At 57.9% G+C, this 16069-nt stretch carries 12 protein-coding genes; all 12 read right to left on the bottom strand.

Translation table 11 applies throughout. The features are described 5' to 3' along the window. Positions 1-30: 30 nt before the first annotated feature. From AB7M22_RS26215 to AB7M22_RS26270, 12 genes are read right to left on the bottom strand one after another with little or no spacing between them, the layout of a single operon-like run. Positions 31-435 (bottom strand): hypothetical protein, encoded by a 405-nt coding sequence (locus AB7M22_RS26215; RefSeq protein WP_454188215.1) that lies wholly within the window; start codon positions 433-435, stop codon positions 31-33. An 8-nt stretch (positions 436-443) separates the two neighbouring features. After that, positions 444-3485, bottom strand: coding sequence for a hypothetical protein (locus tag AB7M22_RS26220; RefSeq protein WP_454188216.1), 3042 nt, complete (start codon positions 3483-3485; stop codon positions 444-446). Between the two features lie 18 nt (positions 3486-3503). Then, positions 3504-4523, bottom strand: a complete 1020-nt coding sequence (locus AB7M22_RS26225) for a tetratricopeptide repeat protein (protein WP_454188217.1) — start codon at positions 4521-4523, stop codon at positions 3504-3506. Positions 4524-4528: 5 nt separating this feature from the next. After that, positions 4529-6577 carry a type VI secretion system Vgr family protein gene (locus AB7M22_RS26230; RefSeq protein WP_454188218.1) on the bottom strand — a complete coding sequence of 683 codons (2049 nt, stop codon included), beginning with the start codon at positions 6575-6577 and terminating at the stop codon, positions 4529-4531. 28 nt (positions 6578-6605) lie between these two features. Continuing rightward, on the bottom strand, positions 6606-7622 hold the full coding sequence (locus AB7M22_RS26235; protein WP_454188219.1) for a serine/threonine-protein kinase: 1017 nt from the start codon (positions 7620-7622) through the stop codon (positions 6606-6608). Further along, positions 7619-8347 carry a PP2C family protein-serine/threonine phosphatase gene (locus AB7M22_RS26240; protein ID WP_008007637.1) on the bottom strand — a complete coding sequence of 243 codons (729 nt, stop codon included), beginning with the start codon at positions 8345-8347 and terminating at the stop codon, positions 7619-7621. Before AB7M22_RS26240 ends, AB7M22_RS26235 begins: the two co-directional genes overlap by 4 nt. Further along, positions 8347-11886 carry a type VI secretion system membrane subunit TssM gene (gene tssM, locus AB7M22_RS26245; RefSeq protein WP_454188220.1) on the bottom strand — a complete coding sequence of 1180 codons (3540 nt, stop codon included), beginning with the start codon at positions 11884-11886 and terminating at the stop codon, positions 8347-8349. Before tssM ends, AB7M22_RS26240 begins: the two co-directional genes overlap by 1 nt. A gap of 13 nt (positions 11887-11899) precedes the next feature. Continuing rightward, positions 11900-12775 carry a type IVB secretion system protein IcmH/DotU gene (gene icmH / locus AB7M22_RS26250; RefSeq protein WP_007894606.1) on the bottom strand — a complete coding sequence of 292 codons (876 nt, stop codon included), beginning with the start codon at positions 12773-12775 and terminating at the stop codon, positions 11900-11902. 5 nt (positions 12776-12780) lie between these two features. Further along, positions 12781-14112 carry a type VI secretion system baseplate subunit TssK gene (tssK, locus tag AB7M22_RS26255; RefSeq protein ID WP_007894604.1) on the bottom strand — a complete coding sequence of 444 codons (1332 nt, stop codon included), beginning with the start codon at positions 14110-14112 and terminating at the stop codon, positions 12781-12783. Positions 14113-14114: 2 nt separating this feature from the next. Beyond that, positions 14115-14615 carry a type VI secretion system lipoprotein TssJ gene (tssJ, locus tag AB7M22_RS26260; protein ID WP_008007643.1) on the bottom strand — a complete coding sequence of 167 codons (501 nt, stop codon included), beginning with the start codon at positions 14613-14615 and terminating at the stop codon, positions 14115-14117. Positions 14616-14620: 5 nt separating this feature from the next. Next, the gene (tagH, locus tag AB7M22_RS26265) at positions 14621-15817 is read right to left on the bottom strand and encodes a type VI secretion system-associated FHA domain protein TagH (protein WP_454188221.1); all 1197 of its coding nucleotides are present in this window, start codon (positions 15815-15817) and stop codon (positions 14621-14623) included. Positions 15818-15834: 17 nt separating this feature from the next. Further along, positions 15835-15975 carry a hypothetical protein gene (locus AB7M22_RS26270; RefSeq protein ID WP_007894589.1) on the bottom strand — a complete coding sequence of 47 codons (141 nt, stop codon included), beginning with the start codon at positions 15973-15975 and terminating at the stop codon, positions 15835-15837. Positions 15976-16069: the final 94 nt, after the last annotated feature.

The following is a 16069-nucleotide window of genomic DNA, read 5'->3' on the forward strand; positions in this document are numbered from 1 at the left end:
CTTTACGCCCCTTTACGCCTGTTAAGAGCATTAGCGCGTATCACAGCTCGGCCCACTGAGCACTTCACCGTCAATCTTAAACTTACATACCTCAGTAATGTCTGCGTCCTGTGTTAGAGACATAAGAGTTAGAGTGAATAAAAGTTCATTATTGGAAAACTCTCCTTTTTCCAGCACAACCTCCGAGAAATCGATGTTGAAGCTTTTTCCAGAAATACTGCAAAAATCCATTGAGTTACTGGCAGCACCTTTGCCACCTGGCTTTAGGACCTGAACTTTTATGCAAGGACTGCCCAGCGACTGATAGTAGCGAACCAACTTACCAGAAACGACAGCCGTATCGGCTTTATATATATTTACAACTGGATCTTTTTCATCCGCGGCCAAGGCGCAGCAGGAAAAAGCCAAACCTACCAACAGCATTAAGTTTTTCATTTCTCACCTTATAGATAATTTTTACGCCTAGTAAAGCGATCTAACGGAACATTTGACCAATTGTTTTGATTGGACATAACAGACTTCAATTCAGCCCTATTGTTTTGAACAAAAGGCCGCTGAACCAGTATCCTTGATGTCGGCGTATAATCCCCTCGATACCTCAGGTCCACAATCATGTCTTGAATTTTTGGATCAATCGCATCCCAATTCAACGCACCGTACTCACCAATATTAAAAGCCTGCCCTGATATTGTAATAACTTTATTTTTCATATCGTCATAAACAGAAGTAAACAATTTGTACTGCTGCTTACGCGTAATAAAGATTTTCCGAATCTCAGGACTGGCATTATTAAGATAATCTCTAGCGGCAGTACCGCTTAGGCCCTTCGACCCTATCAACCAACCTAGTAATGGCTCAGAAATGCCTACCGCTGCAAGATCACCCTGTGGATCCGACTTTTGACCAAGGTCATATCCCCTGCCAATCGTAATACCGGACGCACCACCTGGCCAATGCACTTTCCGACTGAAATACTGGTGCAAAGGGTTCGCGGAATCTTCCAGATCATTTCCCTCCGCATCAAATGTTAATTGACCTTTATCGACTTTAAGCCACTTCAAGTCATTGTCATCTTCCATGGCTAGAAAATTGGCAACAAACCCGACAGGATGAAAGTGATAAATCAACCCAGAAGCAACCGGGGACTTATCAGACAATTTATCCCAAAAAACATACCCATCTATTCTTTCTTTCTCATGTGCCAGAAGTTTCTTTGAAACCTCCAAAAGTGAGTCTAGTCTCTTCCATTTTTCAGATCCCGACTCTTCTTTCCACTCTGTAGGATGGTGGGCTACTAGCTTTGTCCATTGGTCTCTTGTGGCAGCACCCTTCAATGCCTCAGCAAGCTCAGTAGGTTCTACTTCACCATCACCGTTTTTGTCTATTTTCTTGAAAAGATCCTTAAAGAACTGGGGCATATCCTCAGGATCAAGAAAGCCATCGGCTTTCGGGTTACTTTCCTCCACAATTTGAAAGCCCATTTTCTTCCAATCGTGTGGAGTGATCATTTTCGCGTCAGATTTTTTTATCAATCCGGAAATCGGTTGATCGTCCTCAATGACGGAGACTTCATACCAATCCTCGCTGCCCTCCTTGACAACTGGCACCTTACCCAAATCGATAGCATGCTCATTCTTGGAAGGATCACTCGTCCCGGTAGCGGGCAATTTTTTCTTAAGCTGCGCACCTACCGGTAAATGCAGGTACTGCCTACCAATTTTCAAACCGGCGACGTTATCGAGGAAATCATTAACGTCGGCTTCGGCGCTGAATATCTCAACATGAACTTGGAATTTACTGTCCGTCATGCCCTGTTCGTCGACGAGATTTTCAGTTTTACCCAAGTAACCGATCGGGTCGCCAGCCTTGATTCCAATGCTAGTCGTCACAACCTCAAACTCTGTAGGCGTGAGCGTCTCCCACTGCACGTACTGGCTATCCGGATCGTTTTCGACAATGGCCCAGAAATTTGCTGGTACGTTCCCCGTGCCTGTCCATATGCTAGCTACCACCGGTGTACATGGGGCCATTCGCCGCAATTTGTTGTCGAGAACCAGGCTCACAACATCTTTGCTATCGAACGCAATAGTGCTGCTGGCCGTTATCTCTCGACTTTCTTCTATACGCGCACCTGCAGGTTGCCCATTCGTAGGGCTCGCTGGTGCGGCATACATCGCCAAGCGTTTGCACGTCCTAGCTTTTACTTTCCCTTGCCAATACTTTGGCTTCGCACGTTCTGGAACATCATCCGCGAGCCAAATACGTTTAGGTTGGGAGTTTTGGTAAGGTGCACCATTCTTCAGATAGGCGAACCAGACCTCTCTCCCTGCTTCACGAATTTTGTGTGACCCGTTCTTCACACTGCCGGAAAGGATTTTTCCTTTGGCATAGGTGACGTTGCCGACGCTTCTCTGCTCCAGCACCTCAAGCTTGGTGCCCGTAGCCAGTTTCCCGGGTGACTGAACGCTGCTTGTTTCGGGAAACTCGTCATACGCCTTGAAGTCATTTACCTTCATGGTCACTTTGGGTTTCGGTGTTTCTTCCTCGGATAGCGGGTAGCGCTTATAAGGCAGCAAATGCATATACAGACTGTAGAAGTTCAGCTTGTTTTGCTTGCCTTTGTTCGGCCCTTCTTCCGGGTTGGGTGCTGATTTGTACTCGTGACGCACCAGGCAGAAGGAGTTGGAATACTTCAGCTTTTTCTCGTTGTCGCCGAAGGTCGACTCCAGATAATCCTCGTTAAGGCGATACGCAACGACTTCGCCATCGGCCATGCAGCGTATCGGCTCATTCAGGACGCATTGTGGGGCACTTGCATCGCTGATGTGGATGCCCCCATGCCAAAATTTGTTGCTCCCCAGCAGGTAATGGCCTGACTTTTCACCTTCAAGTGCTTTGTAGACTTCCTCAGCATCAGTGAACTGTTTTCCGTCAGCCTTTCTAAAAGGATATTGGAAGTTCATTAACGGCGATGCCGCTGGAACAGGGGCGGGTGCAGGGGCAGGTGTCGGAGTTGGATTCCCCCCCGTCCTTGCCGACTCTTTAACTCTCAAAAACTTTGTAGGAACTGGCCAATACCAAGCCTTCCCCAAAGCACCGAATGGTGCAGTGGCTGGACCAGAGCTTTGTGCCCCAAAGAACTTGCCAAACTCAGAGTCTAATGTGCTGTCATAAAACTCGACAATCCCCGTATGATTTAACGTCTTATTTTCATGATTGGACGTTGCGTTAATCCAGAGGACGATATCTCCACGCGTTACATTAGCAGGGCTAATCACATCATAGTATTGAAGGGCCTCACCACCATTGAGAGCCGCTGTATTCTGATAAGGGACTTCGTAGCCGGCACTTGTAAGCAGCAAGTTAACCATATGAGAGCAGTCGACAACTTTTTTTCCATTCTCAACGTCAAAACCGTTCCCTCCCTCCTTATATCTATAATTAGCGCTGGTATAGTTGCTCGAAAAATCAAGTGGCTCTGTCATTTCTGCTTCCTGCAATAATCAATAGCAATAGCTGGCTTTGAAAGTTCCGGCTGGCTGCTTATTCAAACGGTCCAGATGTGCGATAGCCCCTTTACTGCCTTGTTTGGCAGCGAGTTGGTAGCAAGCAACCGCCCTGGACATGTCCTTTGTAACCAATTCTCCCGTTTCAAAGGCGCGCCCGAGTGCATTTATCGCGAAGGCACTTCCCATACGGGCAGCGTGCGTCAGCGCTTCTTCAGCCTGTGCTGGATGCTGGCAAGGGCCGTCAGAGGAAATGTTGTTACCAACGCAATAAAATAACGAAAGACTCATTGCCCCCTCCGGCAAGGTGGTTGCTGCTGCCTTGAATAGCTGCTCAACCTTCTCGTTTTTTAACTGCGGCGCCATACCGGAAAGACTCAAACTTGCAGCATTCAAACTGGCTTGAGGATCGCCGGAAGCTGCAGCGCATAGATAGTTTTCCAGAGAGGCTTCAAACAACTCCCCCGTGAGTCGGTACTGCTCCAGCCCCCCCAAACCTCTAAAGGCTTCCGCACGTTGAAAGCAAAAACTCTCTGCTTCGCTCATGTGAGGATTGCTCGCCGCTACGAGATCTTTCTCACTAATCGACCAATCCTCAACTCCCTCCAAGACCCAACACGCCTGCCGAGAAAAATTGAAGATCTTGATGTTGCTGTTACCCGCCCGCTTATCCACTACATTGAAGTGACTGTCGTCGATCGCTTCGACTTCGACACCTCCTGTCTTGTCTGTGGCTACGGGCGCCATTAGCGGAAACGCCAAATTGGAACTGTTGACTCCCGTCGTTTGCGGCTCAAAAACCCCATGTTCTCCCACCGGTTTCAAAACCTGCGACTTCACCGTCATCGCAGTCAACCGCTGCTGGGTTTCAGCATTCGTAGAGAACGCTGGAAGGAATTGGGCAAAATCCTCAGACGGGCACTCATCCGCATAAACGCTGCCATGAAACAGGCTCAGCAGCGACACACTGAAAACCGCTACAGCGAAGCCATTGCTCTTCTTCAACACACCATTCATGTCGATCACTCAGAAAACACAAAAAAAGCCTTCGGTTTAACCTTCTCAGGCGGCGCATTCCCCAACGCCTGATCCATCAAACTCCCCGCCTTATCCTTATCCGCAGCCCCCGGCAGCACCGGCGGCTTGATGCCAATCCCAGTCCCACTCCCCGCCGAACCACCCGCATTAATCTTCACCACCGGCCCAACCACCGTCACACCACCCGCATCCAGCTTGATAAAACTCCCACCAGCCTTAACCGTGAGTTCCATCCCGGCTTCGATAACAATCTTGTCCCCAGCCTTGAGGTGAATCTCCTTCCCGGCACTGGTCAGCTGTGCAGTTCCAAGCTTGATGTGCTGGTTCTGCCCAACCGTCAGGTGATCATCCACCCGCACTTCACTCTTGCGATCAGCAATCGTGGTCCGATGTTCCTCAGCCTTCAGCTCGGTGTAGGTGTTCTTCACCACCGTGTCGTGGCGTTCATTCCCCACCCGAATCTTCTGGTCGTGCTCGATGTTTTCATCCCAATCCCGCTGGGCATGAATAAAGATCTGCTCTGCACCCTTCTTGTCTTCAATCCGCAGTTCGTTGTACCCACCGCCCCCCGGTGAGCTGAGGGTTTTGAACACGGTGCGAGTTTTGTTGGCCGGCAGATCGTAGGGAACCTGGTTTTCCTTGTGGTACAGGCACCCAGTCACCAACGGTTGATCGGGATCGCCTTCGAGGAAGGTGACGAGCACTTCCATGCCGATACGCGGGATGGCGATAGCGCCGTAGCGGTCGCCGGCCCAGCTGGAGGAGACACGCATCCAGCAGCTGGTTTTGTCATCAGCCAACCCTTCGCGGTCCCAGTGGAATTGCACTTTGATGCGGCCGTATGGGTCGCAGTGAATCTCTTCGCCTTTGGGGCCGGTGACCATGGCGGTCTGGCTGCCGAGGACGCGGGGTTTGGGGTGTTCCAGGGCGGGGCGGTAGAACACGTTCCACGGGGTGGCGAGGAAGCGGTTGCGGTAGCCCTGGTGGAAGTCGTCTTTGTTGTCGGTGGTGTCGCTGGTCACGGATTCTTCGAGCACTTGCGGCTGTTTGCCTTCGTGGACGATTTCGGTGAGTAGCCAGAGGTCGTTCCACTCGGTGCGCGGGTGGTCGGAGATTTCCAGGAAGTGGCCGCTGGCGAGGGTGGTCTGGTCGCCATGGCCTTCGGCTTGCTGGTAGTCGGCGCGGTGGCGTTCGAGGGCGCGTTGGCTGAGGAATTTGCCGCGTGCGCGGTCGAGGAAGCGACCGGGGTAGTCGTAGTCTTCCAGATCCGGTTCAGTGCTTTCGCCGTCGGGTTTGCCGTCGGGTTTATAGCCGGCTTCAAGTCGCAGGTTGGGCTTTTCGAAGTCGTAGTCGCGGCGGGTGACGCGGCCGGTGCGGGTTTCCAGGCGCAGTTTGAAGCCTTTGATCACCGGTTCCTCGGCGACCATGCCGCTGCCTTGTACATAGGCGGTGGGCTGGCCGAGTTTGGGGAACACGGTCTGGTTGTCGCCGAACACCAGTTGGTGGGCTTTTTCGCTGTGCTGGAAGTGGTAGTGAATGCCTTCTTCTTCGCACAGGCGCTGGACGAAGTGCAGGTCGGTTTCGTCGTATTGCACGCAGTAGTCGCGGTCCGGGCACGGGGTGTTCAGCTGGAAGCGGTAGGCGTTGCCTTTGATGCCGTGTTCTTCGAGGATCAGCGCGATGATTTTCGGTGCTGACATCTGCTGGTAGATGCGCTGGTTGGTGCGGTGATGCAGGTATTGCAGCTGCGGCACCAGGGAGACTTTGTAGCGGGTCAGGCGCTTGCCGGCATCGCCTTGGGCGACGCGGTAGATCTGGCCGTGGATGCCACTGCCTTTCGGGTCGAATGCGAGGAACGCCTGCTTGTGCAGGAGCTTTTCCAGGTCCAGGTCCGGGTTTTCGCTGACCAGTTCGAGGTCGAAGCGATACGGCTGGCTGATGCCTTCGGTGCCGGTGAACGACAGCACTTGCAGGTCGCCGGCATAGTCTTCAACGGTCAGACTGAAGTGCGTTTCGTTAGCTGGGTTGAACATAAAGTGCTCCCTGTTCGAATGTCATCCGTTACGCCCGAAGTCGCAGACGTTGTAGCCAGGACGAAGTGGCGCCCATGGCGTCACGCAATTGGGCGGCGGTGATGGTGCGCTTGGCCGCATCGAAAGCCAGCGCCGTTCGCAGGGCTGGCCAGCAGTGTTTCGGTAGATGCTTGGGTGCTTGCAGTTCGCGTTCGAGGTGCCCGTCGCGGGCCTCGGTCGAGGGCAAGCGGCGGAACGGGTGTTTGCCGCCCGCCAACTCGTAGATCACGCAGGCCACGCCGTACACGTCCGCGCTGGCCGACAGCGGTTGGCCTTCGAGCAGTTCGGGGGCGGCGTAGCCAGGGGTCCAGGCGTTGAAGCGGTTGCGGCTCAGGTGCGGCAGGCCGGGCAAGATGCCCTCTTGTGCCTGGCCGAGGCCGAAGTCGAACAGGCGCACGCCCTCTTCGCTGAGCATCACGTTGCTCGGTTTCATGTCGCCGTGCAGCACGCCGCGAGCGTGGGCGTAGGCCAGCGCGTCGAGCAGCGGCAGCGCGATGTCGCGCAGTTCTTTCCATGGCAGGCCCAGAGGCCGCTCGCAGAGCAATTTGTCCAGGGTCAGCCCACGCATGAGTTCCATGGTGATGAAGGCGCGCTGGCAGTCGGTGTCCACTTCAAAGGTGTGCGGTCGCAGCACATTGTCGTGGCGCAGTCGTCGGGTCAGGGCGAACTCGCTGTAGAGCAAGGCGCTGGCGTCCGGCGACTCGGCAAATTCTTCGCTGAGTATTTTCAGCGCGATGTAAGGATCGGGATCGCCGAACTGTTCGCTCAGCAAGTCCCGTGCACGGTAAACCGCGCCCATGCCACCGGCACCGAGCAGGCGCTCGAGGCGGTAACGTCCCGCCAGCACGTCCGGCAGTTCGCCGATACTGGCCCGGGTCGGCGCCAGCGCAGGCTCGGACTGATGCGGCTTTCCGTTTAGAGGCGTGGCGAAGGCGAAGTAAGTCAGGTTATTGGCTTCTTCCTCGGTCACCAGCAGGTCGTCGATCAGTGGCATGAGTTCAGTCATTGGCGGATCACCACGGCGGTCAGATTGTCCCGGGCCGAGCCACGCAGAGCGCCGTCGAACAGACGTTCCAGCGCAACGTGCGGCGCGGTCAGGCTCAGGGCGTTGCCCAGGGCATCGCTAGTCAGCCCTTGATACAAACCATCGCTGCACAGCAAAAACGCATCGCCGGGATAGACCTCGAGTTCGAGCACATCCAGGGTCAGCTGCTCGGCAGCCCCGACCGCACGGGTCAGGGCGTGGGCGGCGGGATGAGCCTGGGCTTGCTCGACGCTCATGTTCTGCTCGTCGATCAGTTGCTGTTGCAGCGAATGGTCCTTGGACAGCTGATACAAACGCTGGCCACGCCACAGGTAGCAGCGGCTGTCGCCGGCCCAGATGCAGGCCGCGCGATTGCCTTCCACCAGCAGCGCCACCACGGTGCTGCCCATGATGCTGTCATGGCGCCCGGCGGTGACGGTCAACTCCTGACCCAATCGGCGGTTGAGCCAGTGCAGGCACTGGCGAATACCTTTGAGTCGTTCGTCGAAGTCGTCCTGTACCGGCAATTCCGCCAGGCTGGCGACGATCAACTGGCTGGCGATATCGCCGCCCTGATGACCGCCCATGCCGTCCGCGACCACCCACAGCCCCTGCTGTGGACAGTCGAGAAAAGCATCTTCGTTGCGCGCCCGAACCTTGCCCGGATCGGTACGCGCAGCGCTGCGCCAGGGACTGGCAACCAGCATCAGAGCTGCACCGGCATACGGAAAGTACGCAGCACGCCCATGTCGAACGGGTTCGGCGTGCGCTGGCTCGTCAGCAAGTAGTTGGCGCGCAGACCACCCACGTCAGCCTTGAGTACCAGCACGTCGCGACCGGTCAGGTACTCGGTCTGCATCAGGTCGAACAGACGGAACAGCGACCATGGGCCGGAGTTCTTCTCGATGCCGATCGGGCGGCCGGCCATTTTGTCGAGGACCAGGCTGGTGCGACCGTCTTCAGCGTCGGTCGGCCATTTGAACGACATCGGCACGATAGGTCCGTGACGGTATTCAATGGTCTTGTCGCCAAACTTGAACTCGGAACGGCTGACGGCCGGGTCGAGGGTGTACGGCTCCAGTTTGAACTGCACTTGCGGCTCGGCCGGGTTGCTGGCGAAGAAGCTCTGGCGGATCACTTGTGCCGCGGCCATCTGGTCGAGGTAGACCTTGGAGATCGGCATGCTGTGACCGTCGATGCTGCGCAGGCGGTAGTTGCCTGGATCGCCACTCACGAACGGACGCATGTAGTTCTCGAAGAAGCGGTCGGCGATGCCCTGGGCCTTGAAGAACTCGCGGAAGTCGCTGATAGCAACGTCGCTGGTGCTGTGGGCGCTGAACGGGTAACGCTTGTTGATCGCCTTGCCGTAGAAGCTGTACAGCTCGCTCTGATAACGCTGGTTCAGGTACTGGTAGGAATCGTTGAGCACCAGACGCCAGGTGTCTTCGGCCAGCACGTTGAACCACACGCTGACAGGGCGCGGCAAACGGTTCGACGCATTGCGCAAGTTGCTCAGCGCATCACGCTGGCCGCTCATGCGGGTCTTGGCCATTTCGAACGCAGCCTGCTCCGGCGCGCTGGCACGGGCCAGGCTCGACAGTTGCAGTTGCAGGTCGTTGAGTGCTGTCAGTGCCGGGGTCAGGTCAGCGGCCGGGCCGTTGTTGTCGTCCAGCAAGCGGTGCAGCGGTTCGAAGCGACGTTGCAGGGATTTCTTTGCGGTGTCCGGCAGGTTTTTGGTCGCGGCCATGTCAGACGCCGCATCCGCTGCGGCCGACGCCAGTTTGCCCAACTTGCCGAGCTTGCCCTTCTGCTCTCCCAGTTTTGCAGCGGCATCCGCGGCCTCATCAACCGGCTCAGCTTCCGCCGGGAACCGGGTGTTCTCGCGCACTTCCACCAGCAGTTGCAGCACTGGGGAGTTGGCGGACGTCAGGCCTGCCAGTTGCTCGGCGCCTTCACCGGCGTCGTTGATCGGTGGCAATGCCACCTGACCGACCGCTTCGCTCCAGAAATTGGCGTAGTCGCGGAAGTACAGTTGCTCCAGTTCGACCATCAGGCGACGCAAGTCCATGCCGCTGATGCCCGAGCCTTCGCCCAGTACCCAGTTGTCACGCAGGATATCGGTGACCAGCGCCGAACCCTGGACCGAGAAGTACTGCTGATAGCCTTGCTGGGTGTAGAACCCCGGAATCACGTAATCGGTGCCGACAAACAACGAACCCTGCGGGCCGATGTGTTGGCTCAGGCGGTATTCCGGCAGGTTGCGAGCCTGCTCGCGCAGCATCCGGTAAACCACGTTGGCCAGCGACTCGCTGCGCAGCACCTGACGCGCCTGCGCTACCAGTTGCTCGTTCAGCGGGTAGATAAACGGCTGCTTGAGCAAACGCTCGAAGTGGGTGTTCAAGCCGTTCTGCACTGCCGTATTGCCGGCGTAACGCAGGGACCAGTCAGTGGCGACCCAATCCTTGAGCCAAGCGGCATCGCGACGATCCTTCATGTTCAGCATCAGGTACGCACGCAGGCTGTTGAGCAGGCGTTCGCGGTCCTTCATGTTGGCGCGGATCTGCCCTTCCAGCAGGGTCGCAACCCGTGGCAGCAGTTGCGCTTCAAGCTCACGCTCGTAGGCGCTCTTGACCACCGGATTGGCGTCTTCGCCTTGGTACAGGCCACCGCGTTCGTGGTACGACACATCACCTTTGTTCGGGAAGACCTGCGTCGCCGCATAACTGGTGTCGAGGGTCTTGAGCACCGCCATGGAGTCATCACGTGCAGTCAGGGCCAAGCGTTGCTGATTCCAGGTTTGTGCCAGGGAACGCAGGTTTTCCAGACGCTCGTAGTTGGCCGAGAACCCGCCAGCCCAAAGCATGCCGAACAGCGCCAGTGCCGCCAGTGCGCCCACATACAACGCACGTTGGCCCCAATGGATGCGGCTGCGTTCGCGTTTGTCCAGACCGGCCAGATCGGCCTCGGGGAAAATTACTCGGCTGAGCAAATGGTGAATGAACCGCGAACGGCCACTGCGCAGGGTCGGCAGCACGCCGGCGTTCATCCCCAGATTGGCGCCGATGCCGGCGGTGGTCTGGTCCATTTCCTGAGTCAGGTGCGGCGCGCTGGTCAGGTAGAAACCGCGCAACTGGCTGACACGCTGGTAGCGGTTGCCGGTAAACGCCATGTCGACGAACAGGCACAGACGCTCGCCGATCTGCCCCAGTTGATGCGGGAAGTCGAGGATGCGACCACGACGCTGGGTGTCGCGCTCCTGGTGCATGCGCATGATCACCTGGCTGTTCAGGCGACGCAGCAGCTCTTCGAACTCGGCGCGCAGCACAGCCACGTCAGTGCCGCTCTGCTCTTTGCGGAAGCTGGTGCCGAGTACCTGATCGCTTTCTTCGCGGGTCAGCTGATCGAAGAACTCGTCGAAACCGAGCAGGCGGTCGGCCTTGCTCAGCACCAGATAAATCGGTACGTCGACGTGGAGTTTCTGATGCACGTCTTGCAGACGCGCACGCACCTGGCGAGCCAGGGTGTCGAGGTCTTGCTCGCTGCCGCCCAGCAGTGTTTCCACCGGGATGGTCACCAGCACACCGTTCAATGGACGGTTGCGGCGACGCTTGCGCAGCAGGTCGAGCAAGGTGCTCCAGGCGTTGCCATCGACTTCCGCATCCGGCTGGGTCAGGTAACGCCCGGCGGTGTCGATCAGCACGCCGTGGTCGGCGAAGTACCAGTCGCAATGCCGAGTGCCGAGGGTGTCGCGGGTGAGTTTGCGGTCGATCTTGTTGATCGGAAACTCAAGCCCCGAGAAGTCCAGCAGGCTGGTCTTGCCGCTGCTCTGCGGGCCGATCAGCAAGTACCACGGCAAATCGCTGCGCCAGCGTTCGCTGCGACCGCGATAGAGGCTCGAGGTCTTCAGGGTTTTCAACGCATCCTTGAAGCGCACGCGAAGCTCTTTCTGCTCTTCGTCGATCAGCTCTTCACGGCGGATACGGTCCTGGCCGTCTTCGGTTTCTTCCACAGCCTTTTTGCGTACACCGGCGCGCCAGCTGACGAAGACCATGGTCAGGCCCCAGATCAGGAACAGCACACTGATGGTCAGCAGGCGGGAGGTCGAACCTTCCCAGAACTTGTAGTCATTGACCGCCAGCAGCGGCCCGACGAACCACACCAGCAGCGCGACGAACAGCACCAGCAGCAAGGTCCAGACCCAGGTCTGGCGCAGGAATGCGCCGACTTTCTTGAAAAACTTTTTCATCACACGTCCCTGTTTACGGCTTCGACTGTGGCTGAACCGCGGCCGGATCCAGCTGCTGGTAAGGTTGCAGAACGGTTTCGCGTTGCTCGCCCAGTACCCAGGCGAAGCCCGAATACATCACCACCAGGCAGACCACAGTGAACAGCACCACCATCCACGCCGGCACGATGCGCACCAGGCTGCGGCGCTGATCGTTCAAGCCTTCCCAATGCGGCGACAGCTCACGCGGCACGTCGCCGCGCAGTTGACGAATCTGCCGATACAAAGCATCGCGGATGCCTTCGAGTTCGAGCATGCCGCGGGCTTGCACCCGGTACTTGCCTTCGAAACCGAGGGACAGGCACAAGTACATCAGCTCCAGCATCGGCAGGTGCTTGACCGGGTTTTTCGACAGGCGATCCAGCAGCTGGAAGAACTTCTCACCACCGAAGGTTTCGTTATGGAAGCTGCTGAGCAGGCTCATCTGCGACCACTCGCTTTCGTTGCCCCACGGCGTGGTGACGACGGCTTCGTCGACCACGGTGCAGAGCACGTAACGGGCAGCCATCACCTGGCTGCTTTCGGCGCCGTTATGCAGCGCACGCACTTCAAACAGTTTGAGCCCGGCAGTCAGTCGCTCGTTGAGCGCGTACAGGTCTTCGCGGGTGTCGCTGTGCTTGAGTCGAACCACTTCCGACAGCAGCTCGGACGCCGCGGCCACCAACGAATTGAGGCTGATGTTGAACGCTTCGGCCGGGCGCAGACGCGCGGCGTAGATCATCCGTTCTTCCAGCTGTTCGAAACGCGGCGGCGCAGCGAAGTCAGTCAGCGGACTCGACGCCGGGCCGTGGCCCTGGCGGTCGAGCAGGACGGTTTTGTCGTCCTGGTTGTATTCCATGTCCTTGATCATGTCGGTCAGTTCCTGATGGCCCAGAATTTCAGTTCAAGCTCGGCGAATTCGCCGGACACGTGAAACGCGAAGCCGCCGGAGCGCTCGAGTTGCGCCAGGTCTTCGGAACTGAGTTCGAGGATGAAATAGGTTTTGTTGGAGTGGAACGCGATCTGCCGTGGGGCCACCGGCAACGGTTTGACCTTGATGCCAGGCAGGTGCAGGTTGACCAGTTGGCGAATGCGCTCCACCGGGCCGACCTTGAGGTGCGCCGGCAAGCGATGGCGCAGTTCTTCGGAGTCGCAGTTGGCACTGGCCGCGAGCACGAACGAGGCCGAGCCCAGTAGTTTGTGGTCGTGCAAGGGCGACACGATGATCCCGTACTGACGCGCTTGCAGCACCAGTTCGATGGCGTGCTGTTCGAGCACCATCGACAGCACCTGACGAATCGCTTCCATCAGTTTGCGGAAGCTCGCGCCCTGGTCGCTGTGCTGGTAACGGCTGTCCAGACGCGGGCGCTTGCTCTCGCTGGAAAACGTCGCCAGATCACCGAGCATGGTCAGCAGCGTGCGGTACAACTCTTCCGGGTGAACCTGTTCCAGGCCGAGGTAATGGCGCAGCAGCATTTCGGTGCGGTTGATCAGTTGCAGCATCATGAAGTCGCCGATTTCCGCGCCACCGACCTTACCGTTGGAGCTGATCCGCTCGGCAATCGTGTCGCCCCGGTGGCCAAGCATGCTGATGACTTCTTTGAGGCACGACAGCAAGTAGCTGGAGGAGTGCGCCTGAATGTAGGTCGGCACGAAGTCGGGGTCGAGGCTGATCACGCCGTCGGGCGTGGTATCGAGCACTTCGCAGATTTTCAGCTTCACGTAGGCCTGGTCGCTCTGCTGCTCGCCGAGCAACAGTTTGAAGTCCGGACGACCGCAGCTGACCTGGCTGGCGGAGTCGTCGCCGGCATTGGAGTCGGCGACTTCCGCGTCGTACGCGGTGTAGCGCGCCAGCACGTCGGACTGCTCCGGGCGGCGAGACTCGATGTGGTTACCGGTGACCAGCGGCAGCGCCAGGTAGATCGGCGTGTTGCCAGTGTTCGGCGGCACGTCCAGGGCCAACGGCTCGGTGTTGCCGCCGAGTTCGAACAGGCTGCCGTCCGGCAGAATCCCCGAGGCCTGGCTGATCACCAGTTTGCCCATGTTGAGGAACTGCAAGTCGATTTCCAGGTTCAGGAAGCCCCAGATGTAGCTGCCCAACAACTGGGTGCGGGTCTTCATCTGGTGGTCGTAGTAACGATCGTTGTGCTGGAAGTGCTGCGGACGCAGCAGCATGCCTTCCTGCCAAATGACTTTATGGGAATTCATGATCAGTCATCCGCCTTGGCGAGCGTTTCATGGGTATTGCGGATGCCGGCCTGATCGAGGGTCAGGTCAGCCACGGTGACTTCCAGCGGAGTGATTTGCACTGTGTAGCGCCACTTGGTTTCCGGCAGGTCGCGGTAGGCCGCGAGCACGCCGACGTAACGGCTGCCCTCCTCCACACTGAGTTTGAGCTCGACGGTTTCACCCGGACGCAGCTCGAGTTCTTCGCTGGCCACCAGGTCCGGGACCAGGGATTCCTTGGCGCGTTCGTACAGGCTGAAGAAGTCGGCGTTCTCGAACGTCACCGGGTGCTTGAGCTCGAACAGACGCACGACAATCGGCGACGGACGCCCGTTGAGGTCCGGGTTCAGCTGATCGCTGCCGGTGAGCTTCAGGTTGACTTTGGTCACTTTGGAATACGGCGACAACGACGAGCATCCGGCCAACAGCACAAGGGCAATGAGCGCCGTCAGCGTCTTGAAAAAAGCGGTCGAGCAGCGAGACATGCGCATCATCCTTGGTGGTCGGTGTGAAGGGTGGAAATCAGGCGGATCTGTTCTTCGTAGGCCTGGGCAAAGTCGCGGGCCAGCAGGCGCTCGCTCCAGTCATCGTCCAGACGCAGAGCCTGGTGATAACGCCCGTAGGCTCTCCAGCGACTGCCAGAGGTGGCGAGCAACGGCTTGTTGTCGCGCTCGAAACGCAGGGTCAGCTGTTGCGGCGAGAAGTGTTCCAGGGTGCCGCGAACAGCGGCGCGGCTGGCGGTCAGCAACGCCACCTGATGCGCCTGCAAATCACGGAACGCACGGGAGATCGCTTGCGCCGCCGGCAACTGACCCGGCTTGTTGCCCTGCAACAAAATGCCCAGCGCTTCACCGGCATCGACGGCAAATTTCAGTGGATTCTTGTGGGTGCCTTGCACGGTGGTCTGGGCCAGGCGCAGTTCGTTTTTCAGTTCACTGCGGGTGCGCAGGCTCTGCTGCAAACCGCCGACGCTCTGCTTGAGCAGGCGTGCCGCGTTCAGGGCCAGGGCTTCGCGGGCGTCGTGGTCGAGGCCTTTGAGGTCCACGCCGAGGGCGGCACCGAAGTGTTCCCAGAAGCCTTCGCTCTGACGCGCCACAGCCGCAGGCTTCGGGGCTGGCGCAGGCTCTGCCGGGGCGTCGATCAGCTCCGGGACCATCAGGCTTTCCATGTCGATGCGTGCGTAGTCGGCGCGTTGACGGGTGTCCTCAATGGTGGTGCTCGGGGAGATCAGTTCGTCGATTTCCGAATACACGCGCTCTTGCTGGTCGAGGGCATTCAGCGGGTCGAGGTCGAGGAAGGCATCGTCTGGAATGATGCTGCCCGCGGCCTGCGGACGGCCAGCTTCAACGTCGAACGTCGCCGGGTCGCGCACCAGTCGCGCGCGGATCTCGAAGTCACCCAGCACGTATACGCTGCCGTGCTCGATGCGCATTGGCTCGCCTTTGCGCAGACGCGCACCGCTTTCGCTGTTCTGGATACCGTTGCTGCTGGTATCGGTCAGGAAAAACGTGCCTTCGCGGTAGCTGATCAACGCGTGGTGGTTGGACAGGTGACGCTTGCGGTCCGGGATGATCCAGTCGCAATCCTCGCCCCGGCCGATCACGCCACCGGCCTGCTTGAAGGTCTTCTGGCACAAATCCGTGGGCACGAACTGCTTGGTATTCAGCATTTCGAAAACCAGTTCCATGGTGATACTCCTTGCGGTCACTTGCCGCGATTGACCGCCTGCGGATCACCCAATGGGCGATAGGTGTTGTCGTTGTATTTGTAATTGCCGCTACAGCCGCCGAGGCCGCATAGAACGACGAGGGTCAGCAGGACGGCTTGCCAGTGACGAACAGGCATCAGAGGGTCTCCAGGGGTAGACAAAGCACAAAGCGCCGACCCGTTTGGGCGGCGCTGTTAGAAGCGAATGAGGTAGATCGGAAGGCTCTATTCC

It is taken from the genome of Pseudomonas sp. ADAK2 TE3594 (assembly GCF_053628675.1).

Coding starts and splice junctions, on each gene's coding strand:
- AB7M22_RS26225 (WP_454188217.1), bottom strand. CDS start 4,523: ATGAATGGTGTGTTGAAGAAGAGCAATGGCTTCGCTGTAGCGGTTTTC.
- tssJ (WP_008007643.1), bottom strand. CDS start 14,615: ATGTCTCGCTGCTCGACCGCTTTTTTCAAGACGCTGACGGCGCTCATT.
- AB7M22_RS26240 (WP_008007637.1), bottom strand. CDS start 8,347: ATGCTGGTTGCCAGTCCCTGGCGCAGCGCTGCGCGTACCGATCCGGGC.
- AB7M22_RS26215 (WP_454188215.1), bottom strand. CDS start 435: ATGAAAAACTTAATGCTGTTGGTAGGTTTGGCTTTTTCCTGCTGCGCC.
- tagH (WP_454188221.1), bottom strand. CDS start 15,817: ATGGAACTGGTTTTCGAAATGCTGAATACCAAGCAGTTCGTGCCCACG.
- tssK (WP_007894604.1), bottom strand. CDS start 14,112: ATGAATTCCCATAAAGTCATTTGGCAGGAAGGCATGCTGCTGCGTCCG.
- icmH (WP_007894606.1), bottom strand. CDS start 12,775: ATGATCAAGGACATGGAATACAACCAGGACGACAAAACCGTCCTGCTC.
- AB7M22_RS26220 (WP_454188216.1), bottom strand. CDS start 3,485: ATGACAGAGCCACTTGATTTTTCGAGCAACTATACCAGCGCTAATTAT.
- tssM (WP_454188220.1), bottom strand. CDS start 11,886: ATGAAAAAGTTTTTCAAGAAAGTCGGCGCATTCCTGCGCCAGACCTGG.
- AB7M22_RS26235 (WP_454188219.1), bottom strand. CDS start 7,622: ATGACTGAACTCATGCCACTGATCGACGACCTGCTGGTGACCGAGGAA.
- AB7M22_RS26230 (WP_454188218.1), bottom strand. CDS start 6,577: ATGTTCAACCCAGCTAACGAAACGCACTTCAGTCTGACCGTTGAAGAC.
- AB7M22_RS26270 (WP_007894589.1), bottom strand. CDS start 15,975: ATGCCTGTTCGTCACTGGCAAGCCGTCCTGCTGACCCTCGTCGTTCTA.